The sequence below is a fragment of the Pedococcus sp. NPDC057267 genome, from assembly GCF_042668795.1.
GTDB lineage: Bacteria > Actinomycetota > Actinomycetes > Actinomycetales > Dermatophilaceae > Pedococcus.
The window spans coordinates 43,281-61,740 of record NZ_JBHUYG010000011.1 but is presented as its reverse complement, the minus strand read 5'-3'; the positions used below and the strand labels follow the sequence as shown (position 1 = coordinate 61,740).

Here is an 18,460-nt window from a genome sequence, read left to right as displayed (position 1 = left end):
GTGGCGGAGTTGTACACCAGGGAGAACTGGGCCTTGTGCCACGGTGCCTCGCACCCGCGGACCGGTGTGCCGAAGTCGCGGGTCAGGAGCGGGTCGTCCGGGTTGGTGTACTTCATGTTCGGCAGGTCCTGCGCCCAACCACACAACCACGCGCCGGCTTGGGCGCCGGTGGCGAAGTTGTCCCCGTTCACCCAAACCAGGTCGACGGAGCCGTCGGTGGTGCCGGCCTGCCGTTCGGCCAGGACTCGGTTCAACGCGTCGCGGGTGTCCGCGACGGGTACCCGGCGCAGGGTGACACCGAGTTTGGCTGCCGCCGGCGCCAGGACCGTGTCGACGTACCGGTTGCCCTGCGGGTCGCCGCCCCACATCCACAACGCCACGCTCTGCCCGCGGGCGTCGGCCGCGACCTGCTGCCACGACTTGGGGCTCGAGCTCGACCCTGAGGAGGACGCGCTGGGGGCCGCGCAGGCGCTCAACGCGACGGCCAGCACCGCGGGCGCAGCCCACCCGCGCAGGCGTCGCAGCCGGGAAGCCGAGCGGGGGTGGTCGGTCGGTCGCGTCATGGTGTCGTCCATCGCAGGTCGGGGCCGGACCGGGTCCGGGTGGGCGACTCGGGAACACGATGGCGCCCTCAAGGACTTCCCTACGTGCAGCCGATCGCGTGGCCCCCGGTGGTTCCCGGGGTCCGCGCCCACCTCACCGACGACAGGACCTCCTCCATTGCAGCCACCCCAGCAGGTCCCGTCTGCGCCGCGACCCTCGGCCGGTGGTTCGGGGAGGCGACCGGCCCGGCACTGGGCTGCCGTCGCCCTGTTCGCGGTCCTGGCAGCGGCAACCCTGGCACTGTGGAGGACTGGGGCGCTGGACCTGGCGGCCGTGCGTGCACGAGTGGCGCACGCGGGAGCTGTCGCCCCGGTCGTGTTCGTCGCGGCCTACGCGGCGGTGACGCTGCTGCCCGTGCCCAAGAACGTGCTGTCCGTGGGTGCGGGCGCCCTGTTCGGGTTCGGTCCCGGCACGGCACTGGTCTGGCTGGCCGCGATGCTGGGGGCGGTGGCTGCGTTCGCGGTGGCACGGGCGGTCGACCCAGGCGCCCTATCGTGGGTGGTGGGCCGACACCGCGACCGGGTGCTCGGGGTCCTGCACCGGCACGGGCTGGCGTCCGTGCTCATCGCGCGGTTGGTGCCTGTCGCTCCGTTCACGGCCGTGAACTACGTCAGCGGCATGTCGCCCGTCCGCCGGCGTGACTTCGTGCTCGGAACTGCGGTCGGCATCCTGCCCGGGACGGTGGTGTACGTCGCTGTGGGCGCGTATGGGTTGACCCGGCCTGGCACGGTGGTGCTGGCGGGCAGCGCCCTGGTCGCGCTCACCGCAGGCGCAGGCGCGGCCGCTCGCAGGCTGCGCACCGCCGAACCGACGCCAGCAGCCCCGCCCGCCGACACCGGCCCTTCACGGCAGGAGTGAGCATGTTCGACACCGGGCTGCGAAGGCGGCTGGACCGTCCACTGTCCGCGGTGGCGGCCCGCCTTGACGTCCCGCTGCTGACCCCGGACCGCTTGACCATGGCCGGCCTGCTGCTGGGTCTGGGCAGCGCTGCTGCCGCCGCCGGGCAACTCTGGGTGCTCGCCCTGCTGCTGTGGTGGCTGTCGCGAGCCTGCGACGGCCTGGACGGCCCCTTGGCCCGCCGCCGCACCCGGCACGCCCCCGACCCTGGCAGCGCCCCAGTGTCGGGACGTGAGGGGTCGCACGCCGGCGGATTCCTCGACATCACCGCCGACTTCGTCGTGTACGGAGCCACCGTCACCGGTGTCGCCGTCGGCGTCTGGCACGGGTCCGGGCAGTCGTGGCTGCCGTTCCTGTTCGTCCTGCTGGCGTACTACGTGAACGGTACGGCGTTCCTGGCGTTCTCCTCCATCGCCGAACGCACCGGCCGGCGCATCGACGACGGGCGGTCGCTGAGCTTCCTGGGTGGCCTGGCCGAGGGCGGAGAGACCATCGTCGTGCACAGTGTGTGGCTGTTGTTCCCGGGCTCCGCGTCCACCGTCGCAGCGGTGTGGGCGGTCGTGGTCGCGCTCAGCGCCACCCAGCGCATCGTCACCGGGTACCGGGCTCTGAGCTGACCCAGCATGTTGGGCGGTCGTTTGCGTGACGGCTCAACGGCGCCAGCGGCGCAACACCCCGATGACCGCGGCGGCAGGCGGCCGGGTCAGCCGAGCCTGCACATCACCGATGGCCGCGTTCCACGGGCCGTCCCCGTACGTGGGGTACGGGTGAGTGACCCCGGCAAGGTCGCGTGCCCTCAGGCCACGGGTCACAGCCAGCGTCAGCTCGGCGAGCACCTCACCGGCGCGGGGCCCGACGACGGTGGCGCCCAGGATGCGGCCGCGGTGGTCGGTCACGACCCGGGTGAACCCGTCGGTGGCGCCTTCGGTGACGGCACGGTCCACGTGCTCGTTGCCCCAGTGCAGCACCTGCAGGCCGCGCGGTGGGGACCCGGTCCCAACCCCGACCGCCGCAACCTCCGGGGTGGTGAACGTGACGCGCGGCACCGCCGTCATCGACACCTTCCGCCGCAGCCCCAAGACGGCATTGGACGCTGCAACGCTGCCATGGACGCCGGCAACGTGGGTGAACTGCGGGTGCCCGGTGAGGTCCCCGGCAGCCCAGACGCGCGCGTTCGACGTCCGCAACCTGGCATCCACGGTGATGAAGCCGCGACCGTCGGTCTGCACACCAGCTGCGGGCAGCGCCAAGGATGCGGTGTTCGGATGCCGCCCCACGGCCACGAGCAGCTGGTCGAACTCGACGCGGGAACCGTCGCCCATGTGCAGAGCGCCGCCGCCTCCACCGGTGCCGCTCACCTGGGTGACGGTGCTGCCGGTGACGACCTTGACCCCGTCGGCGGCCAGCGCGGCCGCCACCACGTCAGCGGCGCGGGGGTCCTCCCGGGGCAGCAGTCGGTCGGCACCCTCGACAATGGTGACCTCGGCGCCCAGGCGGGCGAACGCCTGCCCGAGCTCGCACCCGATGCCGCCACCCCCGAGGATTGCCAAGCGCGTCGGCAGCTCCGTCAGGGCCCAGATGGTGTCGCTGGTCAGCGGGGCCGCATCGGTCAGGCCGGGCACGTTCGGCACCGCCGGGGTGGCGCCGGTGGCGATGACAGCGCGAGAGAACCGGAGCTGATCACCGTCCACGTCCACGGTCGTGGGGCCGGTGAACCGGGCCGTGCCCTTCCTGACCTCGACACCAGCGGCGCGCAACGCGTCCGGTGAGTCGGTCGGGGAGATTTGCGCGATGGCGTGCCTGACGCGACCCATGACCGACGTGAAGTCGACGCCAGTGACGGTGGCGGCGACACCGAACCGGTTCGCGTCCCGAACGGTCGCGGCAGCGTCTGCCGCGGCCAGCAGGGCCTTGGACGGGACGCACCCGGTCCACAGGCAGTCACCACCGGGCTCGTCCCGCTCCACCAGGAGCACGTCCGCGCCCAACCGGGCGGCAGTCTTGGCGGCCACGATGCCGGCGGTGCCCCCACCGATGACGAGCAGGTCCGGTGGGTTCACCGCTGCTCCTCGGCGACGAGCTGGTCGACGAAGCCGCGCAGCCGGAGCACGGCGGCTGGGTCCGGCATGGGCCGTCCCGGCAGTGCGGACAGGGCGCGGTGCAAGGTGCGGTGCTCGGCCGCCACCTGCGAGCACTTCTCACACGTGGCCAGGTGCGACTCCAGCCGGGACACCTCCCCAGGGGTCAGCGGTGCCGCGGGGTCGGCGTCCAGGTAGCGCTGGATGCGTCGGGCGCTCCAGTGGCACGTGATCATCGTGCGCATCGTGCTGATCATCGAAGCCTCCCGGCGGTCAGGGCGGTGGGACCGACCTGGCGACGGACCCGGTCGCGGGCCCGGCTCAGGCGGGACATGACGGTTCCGACGGGCACCCCCAGCACGGCGGCGGCGTCGGCGTAGGTGAGGTCGTTGACGTCCACGAGCCACAACGCCTCCCGGAACCGGGGGTCCAGCGCGGTCAGGGCCTTCACCAGCTCGTGGTGCAACGACTGGTCGACGACCTCGTCCTCGGCGCTGGGATGCTCGGCTGCGCCGAACGCGGGCCGCGTGTTGCTCAGGGCGTCCCAGTCGGCGACGACCTCTGGGCGTTGCCGGCGGTGCATGTTCATGTGCGTGCGTCGCAGGATGGTCAGCAGCCACGCCCGCGGGTGCCGCCCATCGAACCTGGCGACGGCCTTGTACGCCCGGATGAGCGTCTCCTGCACCAGGTCCTCCGCGTCGGCCGTGTTCCCGGTCAGGGACTGCGCGACACGCAAGAGCACCTCGAGCTCGGGCTCGACGTACTGGCGGAACGCCACGGCGGCGGCTCTGGCCTCCACGTCATGGGTCGGTTCGGGCACACCGTGGGAACCCGGTGACATGCTCACAGTGTTCCCAGCACAGCCGCGATACGCGCGGCCGCCCCAACAGACAAGCAGAACGCGCCCCTCGAGTGGCGACACGTGGGCCTTGGAAGGACGGTGGCGGTCATGTGGAGCAGGTACAGCGCCGTTGCGCCGATGTACGACCTGCTGTCCGCCGAGTGGCCCGTCTACCGGGTGGGCCGGCGCCCCGCCATGCCCCTGCTACGGCTCCGTCCCGGGGACACCGTCGTTGATGTGGGGTGCGGGACCGGCCTGAACTTCCCAATGCTGTCCGCCGGCGTCGGGCACGGCCACGTCGTGGGCGTGGACTCCAGCGCCCACATGCTGGCAGCGGCCCGCCGCAAGGCCCGCACGCTGGAGCGCACCACCAACTGCCAGTTCCACCTCCACCGGGCCGACGCCCGCACCATCAGCCGGCTTCGAACCGACGAAGCCGCCCTGCAGCGCGGCGCCGACGCAGTCATCTTCACGTACTCCCTGTCCCTGATGCGGCCCTGGCGCCACGCGTGGGAGCAGGCACTGACACTGGCGAAACCCGGTGCGCGCATCGCCGTCGTCGACATGACCACGCCCACGCCCACCGGTCCGGGCCGGCTGCTGACCCCCCTGGCCCGTCTGGCCACCACCCTGGGCGGATCCGACATCAACGCCCACCCCTGGCAAGCCCTGACTGCCGACTGCGTCGACATCACTCACCGCGACGCGTGGGGCGGTCACGTGCAAGTCTGGGCAGGCACCGTGCCCGGGCGCCCTCGCACCACTCACCACGACAGGGAAGGAAGTTCCGCGTGACCGACACTCCGAAGGTGGACGGGTCGTGGCAGCGACCGAAGCTCATCGTGTTCGACGTGAACGAGACGCTGTCCGACATGAGCGGCATGCCGGCTCATTTCGAAGCGGTCGGTGCCCCGGCGGGGTTGGCAGCCACGTGGTTCGCGTCCCTGCTGCGGGACGGTTTCGCCCTGACCGTCACCCATGACAACCCCGACTTCGCCGACCTGGCCGCCACGTCCCTCGCCTCGATGCTGACCGCCCACGGCGTCGACGGCGTCGACGCCGCGGTGGAGCGCATCATGGGCGCGTTCACCTCCCTGCCCGTTCACGACGACGTCGTACCCGGCGTACAAGCACTCGCCGCCCACGGCATCCGCCTGGTCACCCTCAGCAACGGCTCCACCCAGGTCGCCCAAGGACTGTTCGACCGCAACGGCATCACCGCCTACTTCGAACGGCTCCTGTCCGTCCAGGACGCCCCCGCCTGGAAGCCCGCCCGGGCTGCGTACGAGTACGCGCTCCGCGTCTGCGGCGTTCGAGCGGGCGAAGCAATGCTCGTGGCGGTCCATCCGTGGGACGTCCACGGGGCCCATCAGGCCGGGCTGCAGACGGCCTACGTGAACCGGTCCGGTGGACCGTACCCGACCTACTTCGCCGCCCCGGACGTGCAAGTGAGGTCATTAGTTCACCTCACTCAACGCATCAACACCCCGTGAGGGCAGCCCCACCGAGCACGACCGTCCTACGGTCTCCTGACCGCTCCGGGGCGTCGCGTCTCGAGCCGCGGCCACACACATAGGAGCCCAGTGATGGCGCTCGGTGGGAGTCCAAATGCAGGTGGGCCAACTGGCGAGATGTTGCACGAGATGTCGCACGCGACATCGAGAAGGGCTGCTCACCTGCACTTACGTCTATGTCTGAAAATCGGAACGCCAAGCGTTCGCGTCTTGGCGGGACCGGACCCTGTGGCGACGTCCGTCCCCGGCTGAGTGACAAACTGAGTAACAATCGCCACGCAGACCGGTGGTCAGCCCTGCACAGCCACGGACCGATTTCGTGCTCAGCGCCCGCATTCTCCCGCACGTGAGCCTGCTTCGGGACGAAGAGGTCGCAGGTTCAAATCCTGTCACCCCGACCACGCATGACAGCAGGTCAGAGGCCCTCCACCGCACCAGCGGGGAGGGCCTTCGTCGTGTCCAGGGGCCACGCGTCGACGATGCGGTCCAGGGTGCGCCTGCCCCAGCGGCTCATCGTCGGGTTCGTGTCGCGGTAGTACCAGACCAGTCCCATCGCCTGCTGGAACGCCCAGGCCATGCCCCGCGCCCACTGGACGTCGCCGCAGCCGAGCGCGTCACGCAGGAGCTCGCGGCGGGGCACGTCGAGCAGGTGCCAGGCGGACACCAGGTCGAGCGCCGGGTCGGCCGGACCGTACCCGCCGCCGTCCAGGACTCCGACCAGGCGGCCACCATCGACGAGGACGTTGGGCGGGATGAGGTCCCCGTGGCACATCGCGTCGGGGTCGACCACGGGCAGCGTCCGCAGCTGGGTCCAGACCTCACGGAGCAGCCGCACGTCGAGGACGTCCTCGCTGTGCCGGAAGCAGGTCTCGAGCCACGGGTCGTGGTCCGGGAGGTGCCCACCGCGGCCGCTCCCGGAGAAGCGTCGCCCCCGGGTGTCCTGGGCGCGGAGTGCGGCGATGAGCCGAGCGAGGTCGAGGGCGAACGCGTCCGAGCCTGCGGGGTCCTCGACGGTCCCGTCGTGGCCGGGCAGCCAGGTCTGGACGCTCCACGGCAGCGGGTAGCCCGGCCCCGGCGCACCGATCGCCACCGGCTCGGGGACGGGCACGCAGGAGGTGCCCGACAGCTCCCGGGCGGCCTCGGCCTCGGCCTGCAGGGCAGCCCTGACCTGCACCGGGTCGTCCCCGACGAGCGGGAACCGAGCAGTGAGGTCCTCGCCGATCCGGAAGATCGCGTTCACGGTCGCCGGGGTGCGCAGCTCGACCACCGGCAGGCCGCGCCAGTGGGGGAACTGTGCATGGACGAGGCGGCGGACCGTCGGGGCGTCGACGTGGAGCTGGTCGGCGTGCATGGTCATGGCGGCATCCTCGCGGCCGGCAGCCACCGGTGTCCCTCGACTTTCACGCGGCCGGTCCGGCAGCCTCGGGCCGGGCGGATACTGGGGAGGTGGGTTCGTCGCTGCTGGGTGGCCTCCTCGTGGCGGTGGCCGTCACCGCCGCCAGCCTCTGGGTGCTCCAGGACGCCCGGTCGCGCGCCCGGCTGAGGCGGCCGGTGGTCGCCACCCTCGGCGGCCTGACGGTGGACCGGCCCGAGGTGTGGGCGACCCTGTGCCTGCTGGTGGTGGTCGTATTCCTGCCGCTCTACCTCACGGCGCGGCGCGCCGACTGACGGGCGAGCGAGACCTCGACGAGGGACGACCACGGACTGGATCCGGTCGTGCAGGGCCAGCGCGCCGCCGTGATCCTGTGGACGGACGACACCCCCGCGGCATACGCGCAGCTGCTGGAGCTGGGCGCGACGGCGGTGAAGGCGCCGGAGCCCTGGCTCGGACGACTCCTCATCGCCTGGGCCGCGGACCCCGACGGACACCTGGTCCAGGTCGTCCAGGACGCCGAGCCGCGCACCACCTGAGCCGCACCACCTGAGCCGCCCGCACACGAGGGCGTCCGCACCGAGAGCGGGGCGTCGGCAAAGCCCCTCGGGGCGGCGCCGCCGGTCAGGGGAACGCCTTCCAGGTGCCCTCGGAGACGACCTCCACAGCGCCGTCGACGACGGCGACGGCGGTCTGCTCGTCGATGGCGTACGCGGGACCGCCGACCTCGGCGGCCCACTTCTCGGCGTTGGCCAAGGTGTTCCAGGCCATGTCGGGATGGTTCAGGTGCGGGAAGATCGAGAAGTCGACGAGGCCGAGGGTCCGGTCGCCGTCGGTGGTCCCGCTCCAGGAGACGAAGTCCTCACCGATGCGGGGCGTCATCACCATGCTGCCGGCGCTCACGCCGACCCAGACAGTGTCGTCCAGCGACGGGAACAGCTCGGCGAGCCCCGACTCGCGCAGCCAGTGGCACAGGTACGTCGCGTCACCGCCGTCGACCAGGAGCACATCCGCCTCGCGGACCCAGCATTCCCAGCGCTCTCGGCCGATGCTGGGCAGCGCGGTGAGCTCGAGGAGCCCGACCGACCTCCAGCCCAGGTTGACCATCGGTGACGACGGCTCGCCGCCCGGGGCCAACCCGGACACGAAGCGCCAGGCGGACTGCGGCGTGCACCACGGGTGGCCCCACTCGGCGCTCGGGATGCACAGCGCGGTGGACTCCTCGACGGGCTTGCCGAGGAGGCTGACCAGCCGTTCCCGGATGGTCGGGTTGGTGACACCCCCGGACGTCAGCAACAGCTTCACGACGCTTCCCCTCCTGCTCGTGGTGCGTGGCCCCCTGCGGTCGGGACGACGCGGTGGTCATTCTGACCGGTCGACCGGCCGGGAGTCATCGGTCATCGTCGCGGGCGGTCACCTCGCGACGCGGTCGAGGGCGGCGAGGTAGCGCCGGGTCATCACGTCCTGCACCAGGGTTCCGAGGGGTCCGCCCAGACGGGCCAAGGCGGTCGCCGGCCGCGAGAACGCGGTGATGGTGAAGGTGATTCGGCCGTCGGCACCGCTGTGCAGCAGGAACAGCTCCTCCCCGGACTCCGGGTGCCCGGGCAGCGTCCCGTAGGCGAAGCCGCCCCGGTCCGGCTCGTCCACCACGGACACGACGCGGCACGGGATCCGGACGGACAGCGGCCCCGGCCCCAGGCGCATGTCGACCACCGCGCCGGGAACCGCGGGACCCGAGGCTGCGACGCGTAGGCCGGCCCGCTGGTGCACCCGCCAGGCCAGCAGGTCCTCGGCCGCCCGTCGAGGTCCGGCCGCTCCAGGACGCGCTCCTCCCGCACGGCCCGGTAGCCGGCCGGCGGCGACGCCGAGCCGCTGGCCCCCACGGCGGCATACGTCAGGGGCGCGGCCCGGAGCTCCTCGAGGCGGCGGGGTGGGATCGGGCTGGTGACCATGGCCCATTGTGGGCTGCGCCGCCGAGACAGCCTCCGGCGCCCCGGCGTGGGCGCCGGGTGTGAGAGCGTTCGCCGCATGGACGACTGGCGCGCGGACCGCATCGGCGCGGCACTGCGCGGGGAGAACCCGACGGTGCTGCGGCGTATGCCGGGTGGCTTCGCAGTCGTGGGCGACGTGCAGTGGCTCCCGGGGTACTGCGTCCTGCTGACCGACGACCCGCAGGTCCAGCGGCTGTCCGACCTCCCCCGCGGGCGCCGGCTGGAGTTCCTCGACTCGATGGCGCGCCTCGGCAAGGCGGTCGAGCGTGCCTGCGGCGACATCGATCCCGAGTTCCGCCGGGTCAACCTGGAGATCCTCGGGAACACCGACCCGTACCTGCACGCCCACGTCTGGCCGCGCTACGGCTGGGAGCCGCCGGAGCTCGTGCGCAAGCCCGTCTGGCTGTACCCGCCGGGCCACTGGTCCGACTCTGCCACCGCTCTCGGGCCGCAGCACGACGTCCTCCGCGCGGCCATCGCCACGCACCTCGCCGAGGAGCCTGTATAGCGGCTCCCCCGAGTGGGTACGAGCAGGCGCCGAGGGTCGTGCCGTCGGCGTGTGCGCCTGGCGACCGGCGGCGCCGAGCCGGAAAGGACGTGCTGGATGCCGCAGGAGCTGTGGGAGATCGAGAGGGCACGGTCGAGTTCTTCTGCACCCTGCCCGAGGAGGAGCGCACCGTCGGCTACTCGATCGACACCAGCGGGGCGCTCACGGTGACCATGGACGGCCTGCCCCGGTTCGTCTTCAACGCCCGCTCGTGGGACTCGGTCAAGCTCAACGGCGCGACCCTCCGCGACTGAGCCGTCCTCCTCTCCGCAACTCACCCCGCTCACCCTCACCGCCCCCGACCGGCAGGTGCGGCACCGACCTGCGTGCCGACAGCGTGAAGCGCGCCAGCGGCGCCTTGGGCCAGCCGGCCCCGTAGGGTTGAGGGGCTGGCGCAGGGCCCGAATCGATGAGGATGTGGCGATGGCAGACGTACTGCTCGGCGTGGACACCGGGACCGGAAGCACCAAGGGTGTGCTGACGACCGCCGACGGGACGATCCTTCGCACCGCGGTCCGACAGCACGCCATGAGCCTGCCGCGCCCCGGATGGGCCGAGGTCGACGCCGAGGCCGTCTGGTGGGCCGACTTCGTGGCCGTGTGCCGCGATCTCGTGGCGGACCTAGGGGGCCACCGCCTCGTGGGCATGTGCGTCAGCGGGGTGGGTCCCTGCCTCCTCCTCTGCGACGCGGACCTGGCTCCCGTCCGGCCTGCCATCCTCTACGGCATCGACATGCGCGCCACCGCGGAGATCGAGGAACTGACCGACCGACTCGGCCCCGATCACGTGCTCGACCGGTGCGGCAAGGCCCTGTCCACGCAGGCGGTCGGACCCAAGATGACTTGGGTCCAGCGGCACGAGCCGGACACCTGGCGGCGCGCCCGCCGGTGGTTCAACTCCAACTCCTACCTCGTGGCGAAGCTCACCGGTGAGTACGTCCTGGACCACCACACCGCCAGCCAGAACGACCCCCTGTACGACCTGCAGCGCAACGACTGGGCGCACGACTGGTTGGACGGCATCGTCGGGCACTTGGAGGTTCCCCGACTGGTGTGGCCGGCCGAGGTCGTCGGGCGCGTCAGCGCCGAGGCATCCGCCCAGACGGGGCTGCCGGAGGGGGTCCCCGTGTGCGCCGGGACGGTCGACGCCTGGAGCGAGGCCTTCTCGGCCGGCGTCCGCCACCCGGGGGACCTCATGCTGATGTACGGCTCGACGATGTTCTTCGTGCAGGTCCTGCCATCGATGCACACACACCCACTTCTGTGGACCACGTCGGGCGTCGAGCCGGGCCAGTACACCCTCGCTGCGGGCATGTCGACGTCCGGCTCCCTCACCTCGTGGGTGCAACAGCTGACGGGCGGCGCTCCGTTCGAGCAACTCGTCTCCGAGGCCGCTGCAATTCCACCGGGATCGGACGGCCTCGTGCTGCTGCCGTACTTCGCCGGTGAGCGCACGCCGATATTCGACCCGAGGGCGCGCGGCGTCGTCGCCGGCCTCAGCCTCAGGCACGAGCGCGGACACCTGTTCCGGGCGGTCTACGAAGGCATCGCATACGGCATACGACAGATCGTCGAGTTTCTCGACGGCGAGCAGACGCCCATCGAGCGCCTCGTGGCAGTGGGCGGCGGCACCCAAGGTGGCCTGTGGACCCAGATCGTCAGTGACGTGGTCGGACGCCCACAGGTCGTCCCCACCCAGACGGTCGGTGCCAGCTACGGCGACGCGCTCCTGGCCGCCATCGGCACCGAACTCGTTGCGCCCGAGACCGACTGGGCCTCGGTGGGGACGGTCGTCGAGCCCAACAAGGAGAACCACGAGTTCTATGACCGTCTGTACCGCGTGTACGGCGACCTCTACCCGGCGACAAAGTCCCTGGTGCACACCCTCGCGTCGACGCAGGAGGACGCCTTCCGGAGCTGAGGCTCCGGCGCCCGTGGTCGGACCGGAGAGCTTGCCCCTGCGCGGGCACACGGACGGGCCGGACGCGGAGTGTCCGCGCCCGGCCCGCTTCGGCCGCTCTCAGGCTCGTCCGTGGGAGACCCGCGAGCGCCGCGCCAGCGAGTCGATGAGCACGGCGAGCGCGAGAACCCCGCCGGTGATCATGAACCGTGGCGCCGACGAGAGGTTCAGGAGCGTCAGGCCGTTCGAGATCGACTGGATGACCAGGATCCCGAGCAGGGCGGAGTAGGCGGACCCGCGGCCACCGAACAGGCTCGTTCCTCCGATGACTGCCGCTGCGATGGCGTTCAGGTTGACGTCACCCGTGCCTGCACTCTGGCTCGAGGACGCCAACCGGGCCGCGCTGAGGACGCCACCAGTCGCGGCCAGCAGGCCGGTCAGGACGAACGCCGACAGGTACACCCTCTTGACGTTGATACCCGCCCGACGGGCGGCCTCGACACTGCCACCGACCGCGAACATGTGCCTGCCCCAGCTGGTCCGGGTCAGGGCGTAGTTCGCCACCACGACGGCGATGACGAACAGCATGAACATCCACGGAACGCCGTTGTCACGGTTGAGGTACCACGCAGCGAGCAGGAAGAGCACCAAGAGGGCGACCGCACGGAGCACGAGGACCTGGGTGCTCGTGTACGAGAGGTTGGCCTTCCGTCGTTCGCGGGTGTTGAGGAGCCCGGTGAGGAACACGACCCCGGCGGCCACCACCGCGAAGACGTAGGCCACCACTGGAGGCAGGAACTGCTGCTGGCCGAAGGTCACCAGGGCAGTGCCGTAAGGAAGGTTGATGGACCCCTGACTTCCGAGCAGCTGCAGCTGCAGGCCGAGGAAGGCGAGCAGCCCCGCGAGGGTCACGACGAAGCTGGGCATCCCGAAGCGGGTGAAGACGATGCCGTAGAGCAGCCCGATCACCGCCCCGCTGAGCATGGCTGCACCGATGGCCAGGACCACGGGCCAGCCTTGGTTGACCCAGAGCACCCCGAGAAAGGCGGAGGACAGCCCGCTCAGCGACCCGACCGAGAGGTCGATCTCCCCCAGGATCAGCACGAGGACGATGCCCAGGGAGATCGTGCCGACTGCGGCGCTGTCGTACAGCAGGTTGACCAGGTTGGTGGAGGTCAGGAAGACCGGGTTCAGCGCCTGGAAGATGACGGCGATGATTACCAGGCCCACGACGACCGGCAGGGGTCCGAGGTCGCCGGACCTCACGCGTCGGCCGAAGTCGCCGACAGCACCTCGCACGCCACCCTGCCCGACCGAGACCCGGCTGTCCTGGCGGTCCAGGGTCGCCCCACTAGAAGGAGCCGAGCGAGCCGGCTGCGCCGGCGTGGCGGCGGACTGTGGCGATCGTTCCTGCGTCATGACGGCTCCTCCGGAGAGTGGATGGACGACCCGGTTTCAGCGGCTCGCCGTTCCGAGCGACGGGTGACCACGTTGTCGGTCGCCCCCGTGATGGCGGCGACAAGGTCATGGCTGCTGGCCTCCGGGCCGAAGACACCGTTGTTGCGTCCGAGGCGCAGAACGACGATGCGGTCGGCCACCGCGCGCACGTCCTCCATGTTGTGGCTGATCATGATCACGCCGAGGCCTCTGGCCCTCACCCGCTCGATGAGGTTGAGGACCTCTGCCGTCTGCGCAACGCCGAGGGCCGCGGTCGGCTCGTCGAGCATGACGATCCGTGGGTTCACGAGCAGCGACCGGGCGATGGCGACCGTCTGCCTTTGGCCACCGGACAGTGAGGCGATCGGCACCCGGACGCTCGGGATCCGGGCCGAGAGCTCGCCGAGCAGCTCCCACGACCTGGTCTCCATCTCCACCTCGCTGAGGCGAAGCGGACCCATCTCGCGGCCGAGGAAGAGGTTGCCCACCACGTCGAGGTTCTCGCACAGCGCGAGGTCCTGGAACACCGTGGCGATGCCGAGCTCCAGTGCAGCCGAGGGCGACTCGATCGAGACGCGCCGTCCGTCGAAGAACAGTTCGCCCGTATCGGGCTGGTGCACTCCGGACAACACCTTGACGAGCGTGGACTTCCCGGCACCGTTGTCACCCACCAGGGCGACCACCTCGCCGGCGTGGACCTCCAAGTCGATGTCGGTGAGCGCTGACACGGCACCGAACATCTTGCCCACACCGCGCAGGCTCAGGACGGGCGTCGTCTCACCGGTAGCGGTCGGCGTTGTTTCTGTGACTGTCATGGAGAGGCCTCCCTTGGACTCGACAGCGTGCTGTGCGTCAGGAGATTCCGAGGGACTTGCACCCGGCGGCGTAGGCGCCCGTGCAGAGGTCGGAGGCCTTCGCGATGTTCGTGTCGATGATCTCGGCCTTGAGGTTTTCCTTGGTGATCACCTTCGGGACGAAGAGCATGGTGGGTGCGTTGAAGACCGTCGTGAGCTTGCCTCCGCCGACTGCCTCGACCTTCTTGCCCTGGACCAGGTCGACGACCACCTGCGCAGCCGCCCCAGCCACGATCTCGCTGGGCTTGGAGATCGTGTTGTACTGGTCGCCGGCGATGATGAGCTGCAAGCCGGCGGTGGTGGCGTCGTTGCCGGTGACGGGCGGAACGGGCTTGACGTTGGCTGCCTTCAGCGCAGCGATCGAGCCACCACCGGTGCCGTCGTTGGCTGCGACGATGCCGCCGATCTTGTCGCCGAAGCGTGAAACCTGCCCCGCCACCCACTGCTGGGCCTTCGTGGGTTCCCAGTCGGGGGTGTCGTACTCCGCCAGCGTCGTGTATCCACTCCCCGCGAGACCCTCGTGGATGCCCTTCTTGATCAGTCCCGCGGCGGCGTCGGTCGGGGAGCCGTTGACCTCGAGGATGCCCTTTGTCGTCGGCACCGAGGTGTCCTTGAGGTGCTTGACCAGGGACTGTGCGATCGACTTGCCGATCTCCTCGTTGTCGAACGACACGTAGTAGTCGACCTTGGCGTTGGGGATGGGCCGGTCGTAGGCGATGACCTTGATACCCCGCGCCTGGGCCCGGGCCACCATCGACGTCGCAGCCGTCGAGTCGACCGGGTCCAGGACGATGGCCTTCACGCCCTGGGAGATGGCTGCGTTGAACTGCTGCTGCTGCTTGGAGGCGTCACCGGTCGCGTTGTTGTAGAGGACGCTGCAGCTGGAGCAGAGCTTGCCCAGTGCGCTCTTGAAGCCGGGGGCGTCGTGCTGCTCGTAGCGGGTGGACGCCTCATCGGGCATCAGGAAGGCGACCTTCGCGCCCTCGATGGAGCCCTTGCCCGCCCCAGACGCACCGGCATTGGCGGACTTGCCCGAGCTGCATGCCGCGAGAGGCACGACGAGCGCGGCGGACAGCAGGATGGTGGCCTTGGTGGCGCGGCGGTGCTTCATGGCGTGGTCCTTGTCTCAGATGAGTGGTCGGGTGGGGGTGGGGTGGACGGAACCGTAGGAGGTGTGGACGGGACGCCCCGTCTCAGGGCAGGAGGGAGACCTTGATCGACTGGGAGCCGCTCGCGACCAGGTCCAGGCCGTGGGCGAATTCGCTGATGGGCAGCTGGTGGGTGCAGATGTCGTCGAGGGGCAGGCGGCCCTCCTCGATCAACCGGATGGCCGCCGGCCAACAGTTCGGGCCGAGGTGCGCGCCGAGGACGTCCAGCTCCTTGTCGTCGCTGATGATCGTCCAGTCGACGGAGACCTCGTCCTTGAAGACGCTGTATTCGACGAAGCGCCCGAGCTTGCGCAGCAGCGAGAGTCCTTGCACGACCGCCGAGGGGTGCCCCGTGCCCTCGAGGTAGACGTCGGCCCCGTAGCCGTCTGTGAGCTCCATGACCGTCGCGACGGGGTCCTGCTTGCCGATGTCGATCGTGACGGTGGCACCAGTGCGTGCGGCGAGCTCCAGCTTGCGCGGTTCGAGGTCGAGGGCGATGACTTGCGCGGGGGACTTCGCGGCCGCACCGGCGATCATGCCCAGTCCGATCGGCCCGCAGCCGGCCACGACCACGACGTCGGAGAACCCGATGCGTGCCCGCTCGACGGCGTGCAGGGCGCACGAGAGGGGTTCGGCGAATGCGGCGTGGGCGGGCGGGATGTCCGAGCGCACACGGTGCACCAGAGAGCCGCGGGTCAGCACCATGTACTCCTGCATCCCGCCCTGGGTCGCGCGCTTGAAGCCGTAGATGTTGTGCACTTGGCACATGTGGTAGGCCCCTTCGAGGCAGTACCGGCAGGCGCCGCACGGCACGATCTGCTCGACGACGACGCGATCGCCTTCGTCGACCTGCCAGCGCTCTCGCGCCTCGGGCGAGATGGCGACGACGCGTCCGGCCACCTCGTGCCCGGGAACGACCTGGGTCTCCGCCCAGGCCGGCCGAGTGGCATCCCCCCAGAACTTGGCGGCGCCGTGGAAGCACTTGAGGTCGCTGGCGCAGATCCCGACGGCCTCGACGCGGATCAGCGCCTCCCCGGGACCGGCGGTGGGGACAGGGAGCCGCTCCAGTCGGTAGTCACCCGGCCCGTGGCAGACCACCGCCTGCATCGTCCCCTCCGCGTTGCCGAGCGCTTCGACGGTCTCGACCATGGGTGACCTCCTTTGGCCTGGTTGTCCGATCTGCCCTGAACCGGCATCGAATCCGCCATCACCGTAAGACGCGATTGCACAATTGTCCAGCACAAATGTTCAGCCGCTTCCACTATGCTGAACATCCGTGCACCAGCGCACGGCTCGACGACGCACCAGGGGGCGGCAACAGTGGGAAGGGACTCGACCCCGAGAAACGAGCACGGGCCTGCGCGCCAACGCTTTTCGTCGCGACTGGTCTACGAGGCGGCCCGGCTCTACTACCTCGAGGACGCCACCCAGGCGGAGATCGCGCGCCGCATCGGCACGAGCCGTCCCACGGTGAGCCGGCTGCTGGCGGCAGCCCGGGAGACGGGCATCGTGGAGGTCCGGGTCCGGGACCCCGAGCACGGTGCCGCTGCGGACCTGGAGGGTCGGCTCATCGCCTCGCTGGGCCTGACCAGCGCCTACGTGACCCCGTCGGCCCGCGGGGTGGAGCCCGGGGTGCTGCTCGCTCCCCGGGTCGTTGAGGCGCTGGCTGCAGCCCAGCTTCGAGCGGGTGATGTCCTGATCGTGTCGTCAGGCGCGACCGTCTACACCGTCGCCCAGCAGAGCCTTCCCGCCATGCCGGGAGTCGTCCTGTGCCCGACGGTCGGTGGGGTGGAGGAGCCGGAGCCGCAGTACCAGACCAACGAGATCACCCGTGCCCTCGCCTTCAAGGTCCAGGGGAACCCCGTCATGCTCTATGCGCCGGCCATGCCCACGCCGTCGCTTCACCGGGTGCTCGTGAAGGACCCCCAGGTGCAGCGCGTGCACAACCTGTGGGATCGCGCCGACGCCGCTCTCCTCGGCATCGGCGCACCGCCACACCGACGATGGTCACTGCCCAGCGTCATCTCGGCCCACGAAGAGGCCATGCAGGCAGCCGTCGGTGACATCTGTGCGCGGCCCTACGACCGGGACGGCCAGCCGATCGACTTTCCCGGGTCGGAACGTCTCATCGCGATCACCCTCGACGGACTGCGCCGCATCCCGCACACCATCGGGGTGGGAGTGGGCGCCGACAAGGTCGAGTCGATCCGGGTGGCGGTGCGTGCCGGGTACGTGAAGGTGCTGGTCACGGACACGGCCACCGCCGAGCTCCTGCTCTCAGGCGACGAGGTCTGAGCGCCGGGCGCGGGAACACGACGGCACGACAGTTCGCCGCCGGGACAGGTCTTCAGGTCGGGGTCGTCACGATGTCGACCGAGACCTCGACGGCCGTCTCGGTGCCCCGGTTCTCCAGCCAGTGCAAGGTGTTCCGGTCCTCGGGCCACCCCAGCCCCGGCCCGTAATCGGTGGCCACGCCGTCCCGGTGGTCGGTGATGGTGCCCTGGAGCACGTAGACGGTGCCGGGCCGGCCCTTGTGGTCGTGCTCAGGGCCGAAGGTGGCGCCCGGCGCCATGGTCACCAGGCGCATCCGCAGCTGCCGGCCCTCCATGCCCTCGATCTCCGGGCCGAGGTCGACGGTGGCCAGGAGCTCGACGGTGACGCCCTGCGTCGAGGGCGAGGTCTGTTCGCTCACGGCGCCATGGTCCTCCCCCGGGCCGCATGGAGGAAGGGCTGCGCGCCGCCGCGAACCGCGGGCTCAGAGGCCCGCGCGGAGCAGCACCGTCAGCAGCACGGCCGCGGCATACAGGACCGCGACGGCGCCGGCCACGGCGGCCATCGTGTGGCCCACCCACCAGCGCGGCTGGTGGTGTGGCACGTGCAGGTGGTCGAGTGCTGTGCGCATTCCGCACCCCCTCGTCTCGGGTACCGACCACCTTCACGGTAGCCGTTGTCGACGGTAGGACTCGAGGGTCGAAGGTCACAGCCGCCACGCCGCGGCGCGGCCAGGGTGCGCTCGGCGCGGCACGGCGCTCAGGCCCGGTAGTTCTCCACCGTCGCCGCGTCGCGCACCTGCGCGGCCCCCGGGTCCTCGCCGAACTCGCGACGGGCGCGGCGCTGGCGCAGCAGGTCCCAGCACTGGTCGAGCTCGACCTCGAGCGCCCGCAGGCGCGAGTTCTCCTCCTCGACGCTGATGTCCCCGTCGCCGAGCTGCGCCCGGAGCGAGTGCTCCTCGTCGATGAGTCCCTTGATCCGCTGCTGGATGTCGATGTCCTCGGCCAC

General features: G+C 70.8%; 24 protein-coding genes. 10 read left to right on the top strand and 14 right to left on the bottom strand.

The window, feature by feature from the left end; all coding sequences use genetic code 11:
- A partial coding sequence (locus tag ACFUC1_RS04620) for a hypothetical protein (RefSeq protein ID WP_379117086.1) occupies positions 1-563 on the bottom strand: 563 nt, incomplete at its 3' end.
- Positions 564-876: 313 nt separating this feature from the next.
- On the opposite strand from ACFUC1_RS04620, the gene ACFUC1_RS04615 reads away from it, so the two are divergent.
- Together ACFUC1_RS04615 and ACFUC1_RS04610 are read left to right on the top strand one after the other, a co-directional pair.
- Complete coding sequence (locus ACFUC1_RS04615) at positions 877-1,461, top strand: TVP38/TMEM64 family protein (RefSeq protein WP_379117084.1); 585 nt, start codon at positions 877-879, stop codon at positions 1,459-1,461.
- 2 nt (positions 1,462-1,463) lie between these two features.
- Positions 1,464-2,117, top strand: a complete 654-nt coding sequence (locus ACFUC1_RS04610) for a CDP-alcohol phosphatidyltransferase family protein (protein ID WP_379117082.1) — start codon at positions 1,464-1,466, stop codon at positions 2,115-2,117.
- Positions 2,118-2,150: 33 nt separating this feature from the next.
- Here ACFUC1_RS04610 and ACFUC1_RS04605 read toward each other — a convergent pair whose 3' ends face one another.
- Genes ACFUC1_RS04605 through ACFUC1_RS04595 form a run of 3 tightly spaced genes read right to left on the bottom strand, consistent with a single transcriptional unit; the run spans position 2,151 to position 4,419 of the window.
- A complete protein-coding gene (locus ACFUC1_RS04605; protein WP_379117080.1) occupies positions 2,151-3,560 on the bottom strand; it encodes a dihydrolipoyl dehydrogenase family protein in 1,410 nt (469 codons plus the stop codon).
- Complete coding sequence (locus tag ACFUC1_RS04600; RefSeq protein ID WP_379117078.1) at positions 3,557-3,835, bottom strand: anti-sigma factor family protein; 279 nt, start codon at positions 3,833-3,835, stop codon at positions 3,557-3,559. Before ACFUC1_RS04600 ends, ACFUC1_RS04605 begins: the two co-directional genes overlap by 4 nt.
- Entirely contained in the window at positions 3,832-4,419 is a 588-nt protein-coding gene (locus tag ACFUC1_RS04595; protein ID WP_379117075.1) for an RNA polymerase sigma factor, read from the bottom strand. The genes ACFUC1_RS04600 and ACFUC1_RS04595 overlap by 4 nt, the downstream gene beginning before the upstream one ends.
- Positions 4,420-4,527: 108 nt before the next feature.
- Between ACFUC1_RS04595 and ACFUC1_RS04590 the strand changes: the two genes are divergently transcribed.
- Together ACFUC1_RS04590 and ACFUC1_RS04585 are read left to right on the top strand one after the other, a co-directional pair.
- Positions 4,528-5,214 (top strand): class I SAM-dependent methyltransferase, encoded by a 687-nt coding sequence (locus tag ACFUC1_RS04590; protein ID WP_379117073.1) that lies wholly within the window; start codon positions 4,528-4,530, stop codon positions 5,212-5,214.
- Positions 5,211-5,912: a haloacid dehalogenase type II gene (locus ACFUC1_RS04585; RefSeq protein WP_379117071.1), complete on the top strand. Its 702-nt coding sequence runs from the start codon at positions 5,211-5,213 to the stop codon at positions 5,910-5,912. The genes ACFUC1_RS04590 and ACFUC1_RS04585 overlap by 4 nt, the downstream gene beginning before the upstream one ends.
- A gap of 436 nt (positions 5,913-6,348) precedes the next feature.
- Here ACFUC1_RS04585 and ACFUC1_RS04580 read toward each other — a convergent pair whose 3' ends face one another.
- Entirely contained in the window at positions 6,349-7,290 is a 942-nt protein-coding gene (locus ACFUC1_RS04580; RefSeq protein WP_379117069.1) for a phosphotransferase, read from the bottom strand.
- Between the two features lie 89 nt (positions 7,291-7,379).
- Between ACFUC1_RS04580 and ACFUC1_RS04575 the strand changes: the two genes are divergently transcribed.
- Both ACFUC1_RS04575 and ACFUC1_RS04570 read left to right on the top strand, forming a co-directional pair.
- A complete protein-coding gene (locus ACFUC1_RS04575) occupies positions 7,380-7,601 on the top strand; it encodes a hypothetical protein (protein ID WP_379117067.1) in 222 nt (73 codons plus the stop codon).
- A gap of 48 nt (positions 7,602-7,649) precedes the next feature.
- A complete protein-coding gene (locus ACFUC1_RS04570) occupies positions 7,650-7,844 on the top strand; it encodes a VOC family protein (protein ID WP_379117066.1) in 195 nt (64 codons plus the stop codon).
- Positions 7,845-7,929: 85 nt separating this feature from the next.
- Here ACFUC1_RS04570 and ACFUC1_RS04565 read toward each other — a convergent pair whose 3' ends face one another.
- Positions 7,930-8,610, bottom strand: coding sequence for a Type 1 glutamine amidotransferase-like domain-containing protein (locus tag ACFUC1_RS04565; protein WP_379117064.1), 681 nt, complete (start codon positions 8,608-8,610; stop codon positions 7,930-7,932).
- Positions 8,611-8,718: 108 nt separating this feature from the next.
- Positions 8,719-9,264 carry a DUF1990 family protein gene (locus ACFUC1_RS04560; RefSeq protein ID WP_379117062.1) on the bottom strand — a complete coding sequence of 182 codons (546 nt, stop codon included), beginning with the start codon at positions 9,262-9,264 and terminating at the stop codon, positions 8,719-8,721.
- Between the two features lie 69 nt (positions 9,265-9,333).
- On the opposite strand from ACFUC1_RS04560, the gene ACFUC1_RS04555 reads away from it, so the two are divergent.
- From ACFUC1_RS04555 to ACFUC1_RS04545, 3 genes are all read left to right on the top strand, one after another.
- Positions 9,334-9,804 carry an HIT family protein gene (locus ACFUC1_RS04555; protein WP_379117060.1) on the top strand — a complete coding sequence of 157 codons (471 nt, stop codon included), beginning with the start codon at positions 9,334-9,336 and terminating at the stop codon, positions 9,802-9,804.
- Between the two features lie 110 nt (positions 9,805-9,914).
- A complete protein-coding gene (locus tag ACFUC1_RS04550; RefSeq protein WP_379117058.1) occupies positions 9,915-10,097 on the top strand; it encodes a hypothetical protein in 183 nt (60 codons plus the stop codon).
- Between the two features lie 169 nt (positions 10,098-10,266).
- The gene (locus tag ACFUC1_RS04545) at positions 10,267-11,763 is read left to right on the top strand and encodes an FGGY-family carbohydrate kinase (RefSeq protein ID WP_379117056.1); all 1,497 of its coding nucleotides are present in this window, start codon (positions 10,267-10,269) and stop codon (positions 11,761-11,763) included.
- 99 nt (positions 11,764-11,862) lie between these two features.
- On the opposite strand, the gene ACFUC1_RS04540 is transcribed toward ACFUC1_RS04545, so the two are convergent.
- The 4 genes from ACFUC1_RS04540 to ACFUC1_RS04525 form a co-directional block, all read right to left on the bottom strand.
- Positions 11,863-13,161, bottom strand: a complete 1,299-nt coding sequence (locus tag ACFUC1_RS04540; RefSeq protein WP_379117054.1) for a sugar ABC transporter permease — start codon at positions 13,159-13,161, stop codon at positions 11,863-11,865.
- A complete protein-coding gene (locus ACFUC1_RS04535) occupies positions 13,158-13,994 on the bottom strand; it encodes an ATP-binding cassette domain-containing protein (RefSeq protein WP_379117051.1) in 837 nt (278 codons plus the stop codon). Before ACFUC1_RS04535 ends, ACFUC1_RS04540 begins: the two co-directional genes overlap by 4 nt.
- 37 nt (positions 13,995-14,031) lie before the next feature.
- The gene (locus ACFUC1_RS04530; protein ID WP_379117049.1) at positions 14,032-15,144 is read right to left on the bottom strand and encodes a sugar ABC transporter substrate-binding protein; all 1,113 of its coding nucleotides are present in this window, start codon (positions 15,142-15,144) and stop codon (positions 14,032-14,034) included.
- Positions 15,145-15,226: 82 nt separating this feature from the next.
- Positions 15,227-16,330: an alcohol dehydrogenase catalytic domain-containing protein gene (locus tag ACFUC1_RS04525; RefSeq protein WP_379117048.1), complete on the bottom strand. Its 1,104-nt coding sequence runs from the start codon at positions 16,328-16,330 to the stop codon at positions 15,227-15,229.
- Positions 16,331-16,501: 171 nt separating this feature from the next.
- Here ACFUC1_RS04525 and ACFUC1_RS04520 point away from each other — a divergent pair, with 171 nt between their 5' ends.
- On the top strand, positions 16,502-17,476 hold the full coding sequence (locus ACFUC1_RS04520) for a sugar-binding transcriptional regulator (RefSeq protein WP_379117046.1): 975 nt from the start codon (positions 16,502-16,504) through the stop codon (positions 17,474-17,476).
- Positions 17,477-17,528: 52 nt separating this feature from the next.
- Here ACFUC1_RS04520 and ACFUC1_RS04515 read toward each other — a convergent pair whose 3' ends face one another.
- From ACFUC1_RS04515 to ACFUC1_RS04505, 3 genes are all read right to left on the bottom strand, one after another.
- Positions 17,529-17,873 (bottom strand): cupin domain-containing protein, encoded by a 345-nt coding sequence (locus ACFUC1_RS04515; protein ID WP_379117044.1) that lies wholly within the window; start codon positions 17,871-17,873, stop codon positions 17,529-17,531.
- A 63-nt stretch (positions 17,874-17,936) separates the two neighbouring features.
- Positions 17,937-18,083, bottom strand: coding sequence for a hypothetical protein (locus ACFUC1_RS04510; RefSeq protein WP_379117042.1), 147 nt, complete (start codon positions 18,081-18,083; stop codon positions 17,937-17,939).
- 128 nt (positions 18,084-18,211) lie between these two features.
- Positions 18,212-18,460: a DUF2630 family protein gene (locus ACFUC1_RS04505; protein WP_379117040.1), complete on the bottom strand. Its 249-nt coding sequence runs from the start codon at positions 18,458-18,460 to the stop codon at positions 18,212-18,214.

What these genes read in the sequence shown, in the direction of transcription:
- ACFUC1_RS04610 (WP_379117082.1), top strand. Translation starts at nt 1,464, where the DNA reads ATGTTCGACACCGGGCTGCGAAGGCGGCTGGACCGTCCACTGTCCGCG.
- ACFUC1_RS04600 (WP_379117078.1), bottom strand. Translation starts at nt 3,835, where the DNA reads ATGATCAGCACGATGCGCACGATGATCACGTGCCACTGGAGCGCCCGA.
- ACFUC1_RS04595 (WP_379117075.1), bottom strand. Translation starts at nt 4,419, where the DNA reads ATGTCACCGGGTTCCCACGGTGTGCCCGAACCGACCCATGACGTGGAG.
- ACFUC1_RS04590 (WP_379117073.1), top strand. Translation starts at nt 4,528, where the DNA reads ATGTGGAGCAGGTACAGCGCCGTTGCGCCGATGTACGACCTGCTGTCC.
- ACFUC1_RS04580 (WP_379117069.1), bottom strand. Translation starts at nt 7,290, where the DNA reads ATGACCATGCACGCCGACCAGCTCCACGTCGACGCCCCGACGGTCCGC.
- ACFUC1_RS04560 (WP_379117062.1), bottom strand. Translation starts at nt 9,264, where the DNA reads ATGGGCCATGGTCACCAGCCCGATCCCACCCCGCCGCCTCGAGGAGCT.
- ACFUC1_RS04555 (WP_379117060.1), top strand. Translation starts at nt 9,334, where the DNA reads ATGGACGACTGGCGCGCGGACCGCATCGGCGCGGCACTGCGCGGGGAG.
- ACFUC1_RS04545 (WP_379117056.1), top strand. Translation starts at nt 10,267, where the DNA reads ATGGCAGACGTACTGCTCGGCGTGGACACCGGGACCGGAAGCACCAAG.
- ACFUC1_RS04540 (WP_379117054.1), bottom strand. Translation starts at nt 13,161, where the DNA reads ATGACGCAGGAACGATCGCCACAGTCCGCCGCCACGCCGGCGCAGCCG.
- ACFUC1_RS04535 (WP_379117051.1), bottom strand. Translation starts at nt 13,994, where the DNA reads ATGACAGTCACAGAAACAACGCCGACCGCTACCGGTGAGACGACGCCC.
- ACFUC1_RS04530 (WP_379117049.1), bottom strand. Translation starts at nt 15,144, where the DNA reads ATGAAGCACCGCCGCGCCACCAAGGCCACCATCCTGCTGTCCGCCGCG.
- ACFUC1_RS04525 (WP_379117048.1), bottom strand. Translation starts at nt 16,330, where the DNA reads ATGGTCGAGACCGTCGAAGCGCTCGGCAACGCGGAGGGGACGATGCAG.
- ACFUC1_RS04510 (WP_379117042.1), bottom strand. Translation starts at nt 18,083, where the DNA reads ATGCGCACAGCACTCGACCACCTGCACGTGCCACACCACCAGCCGCGC.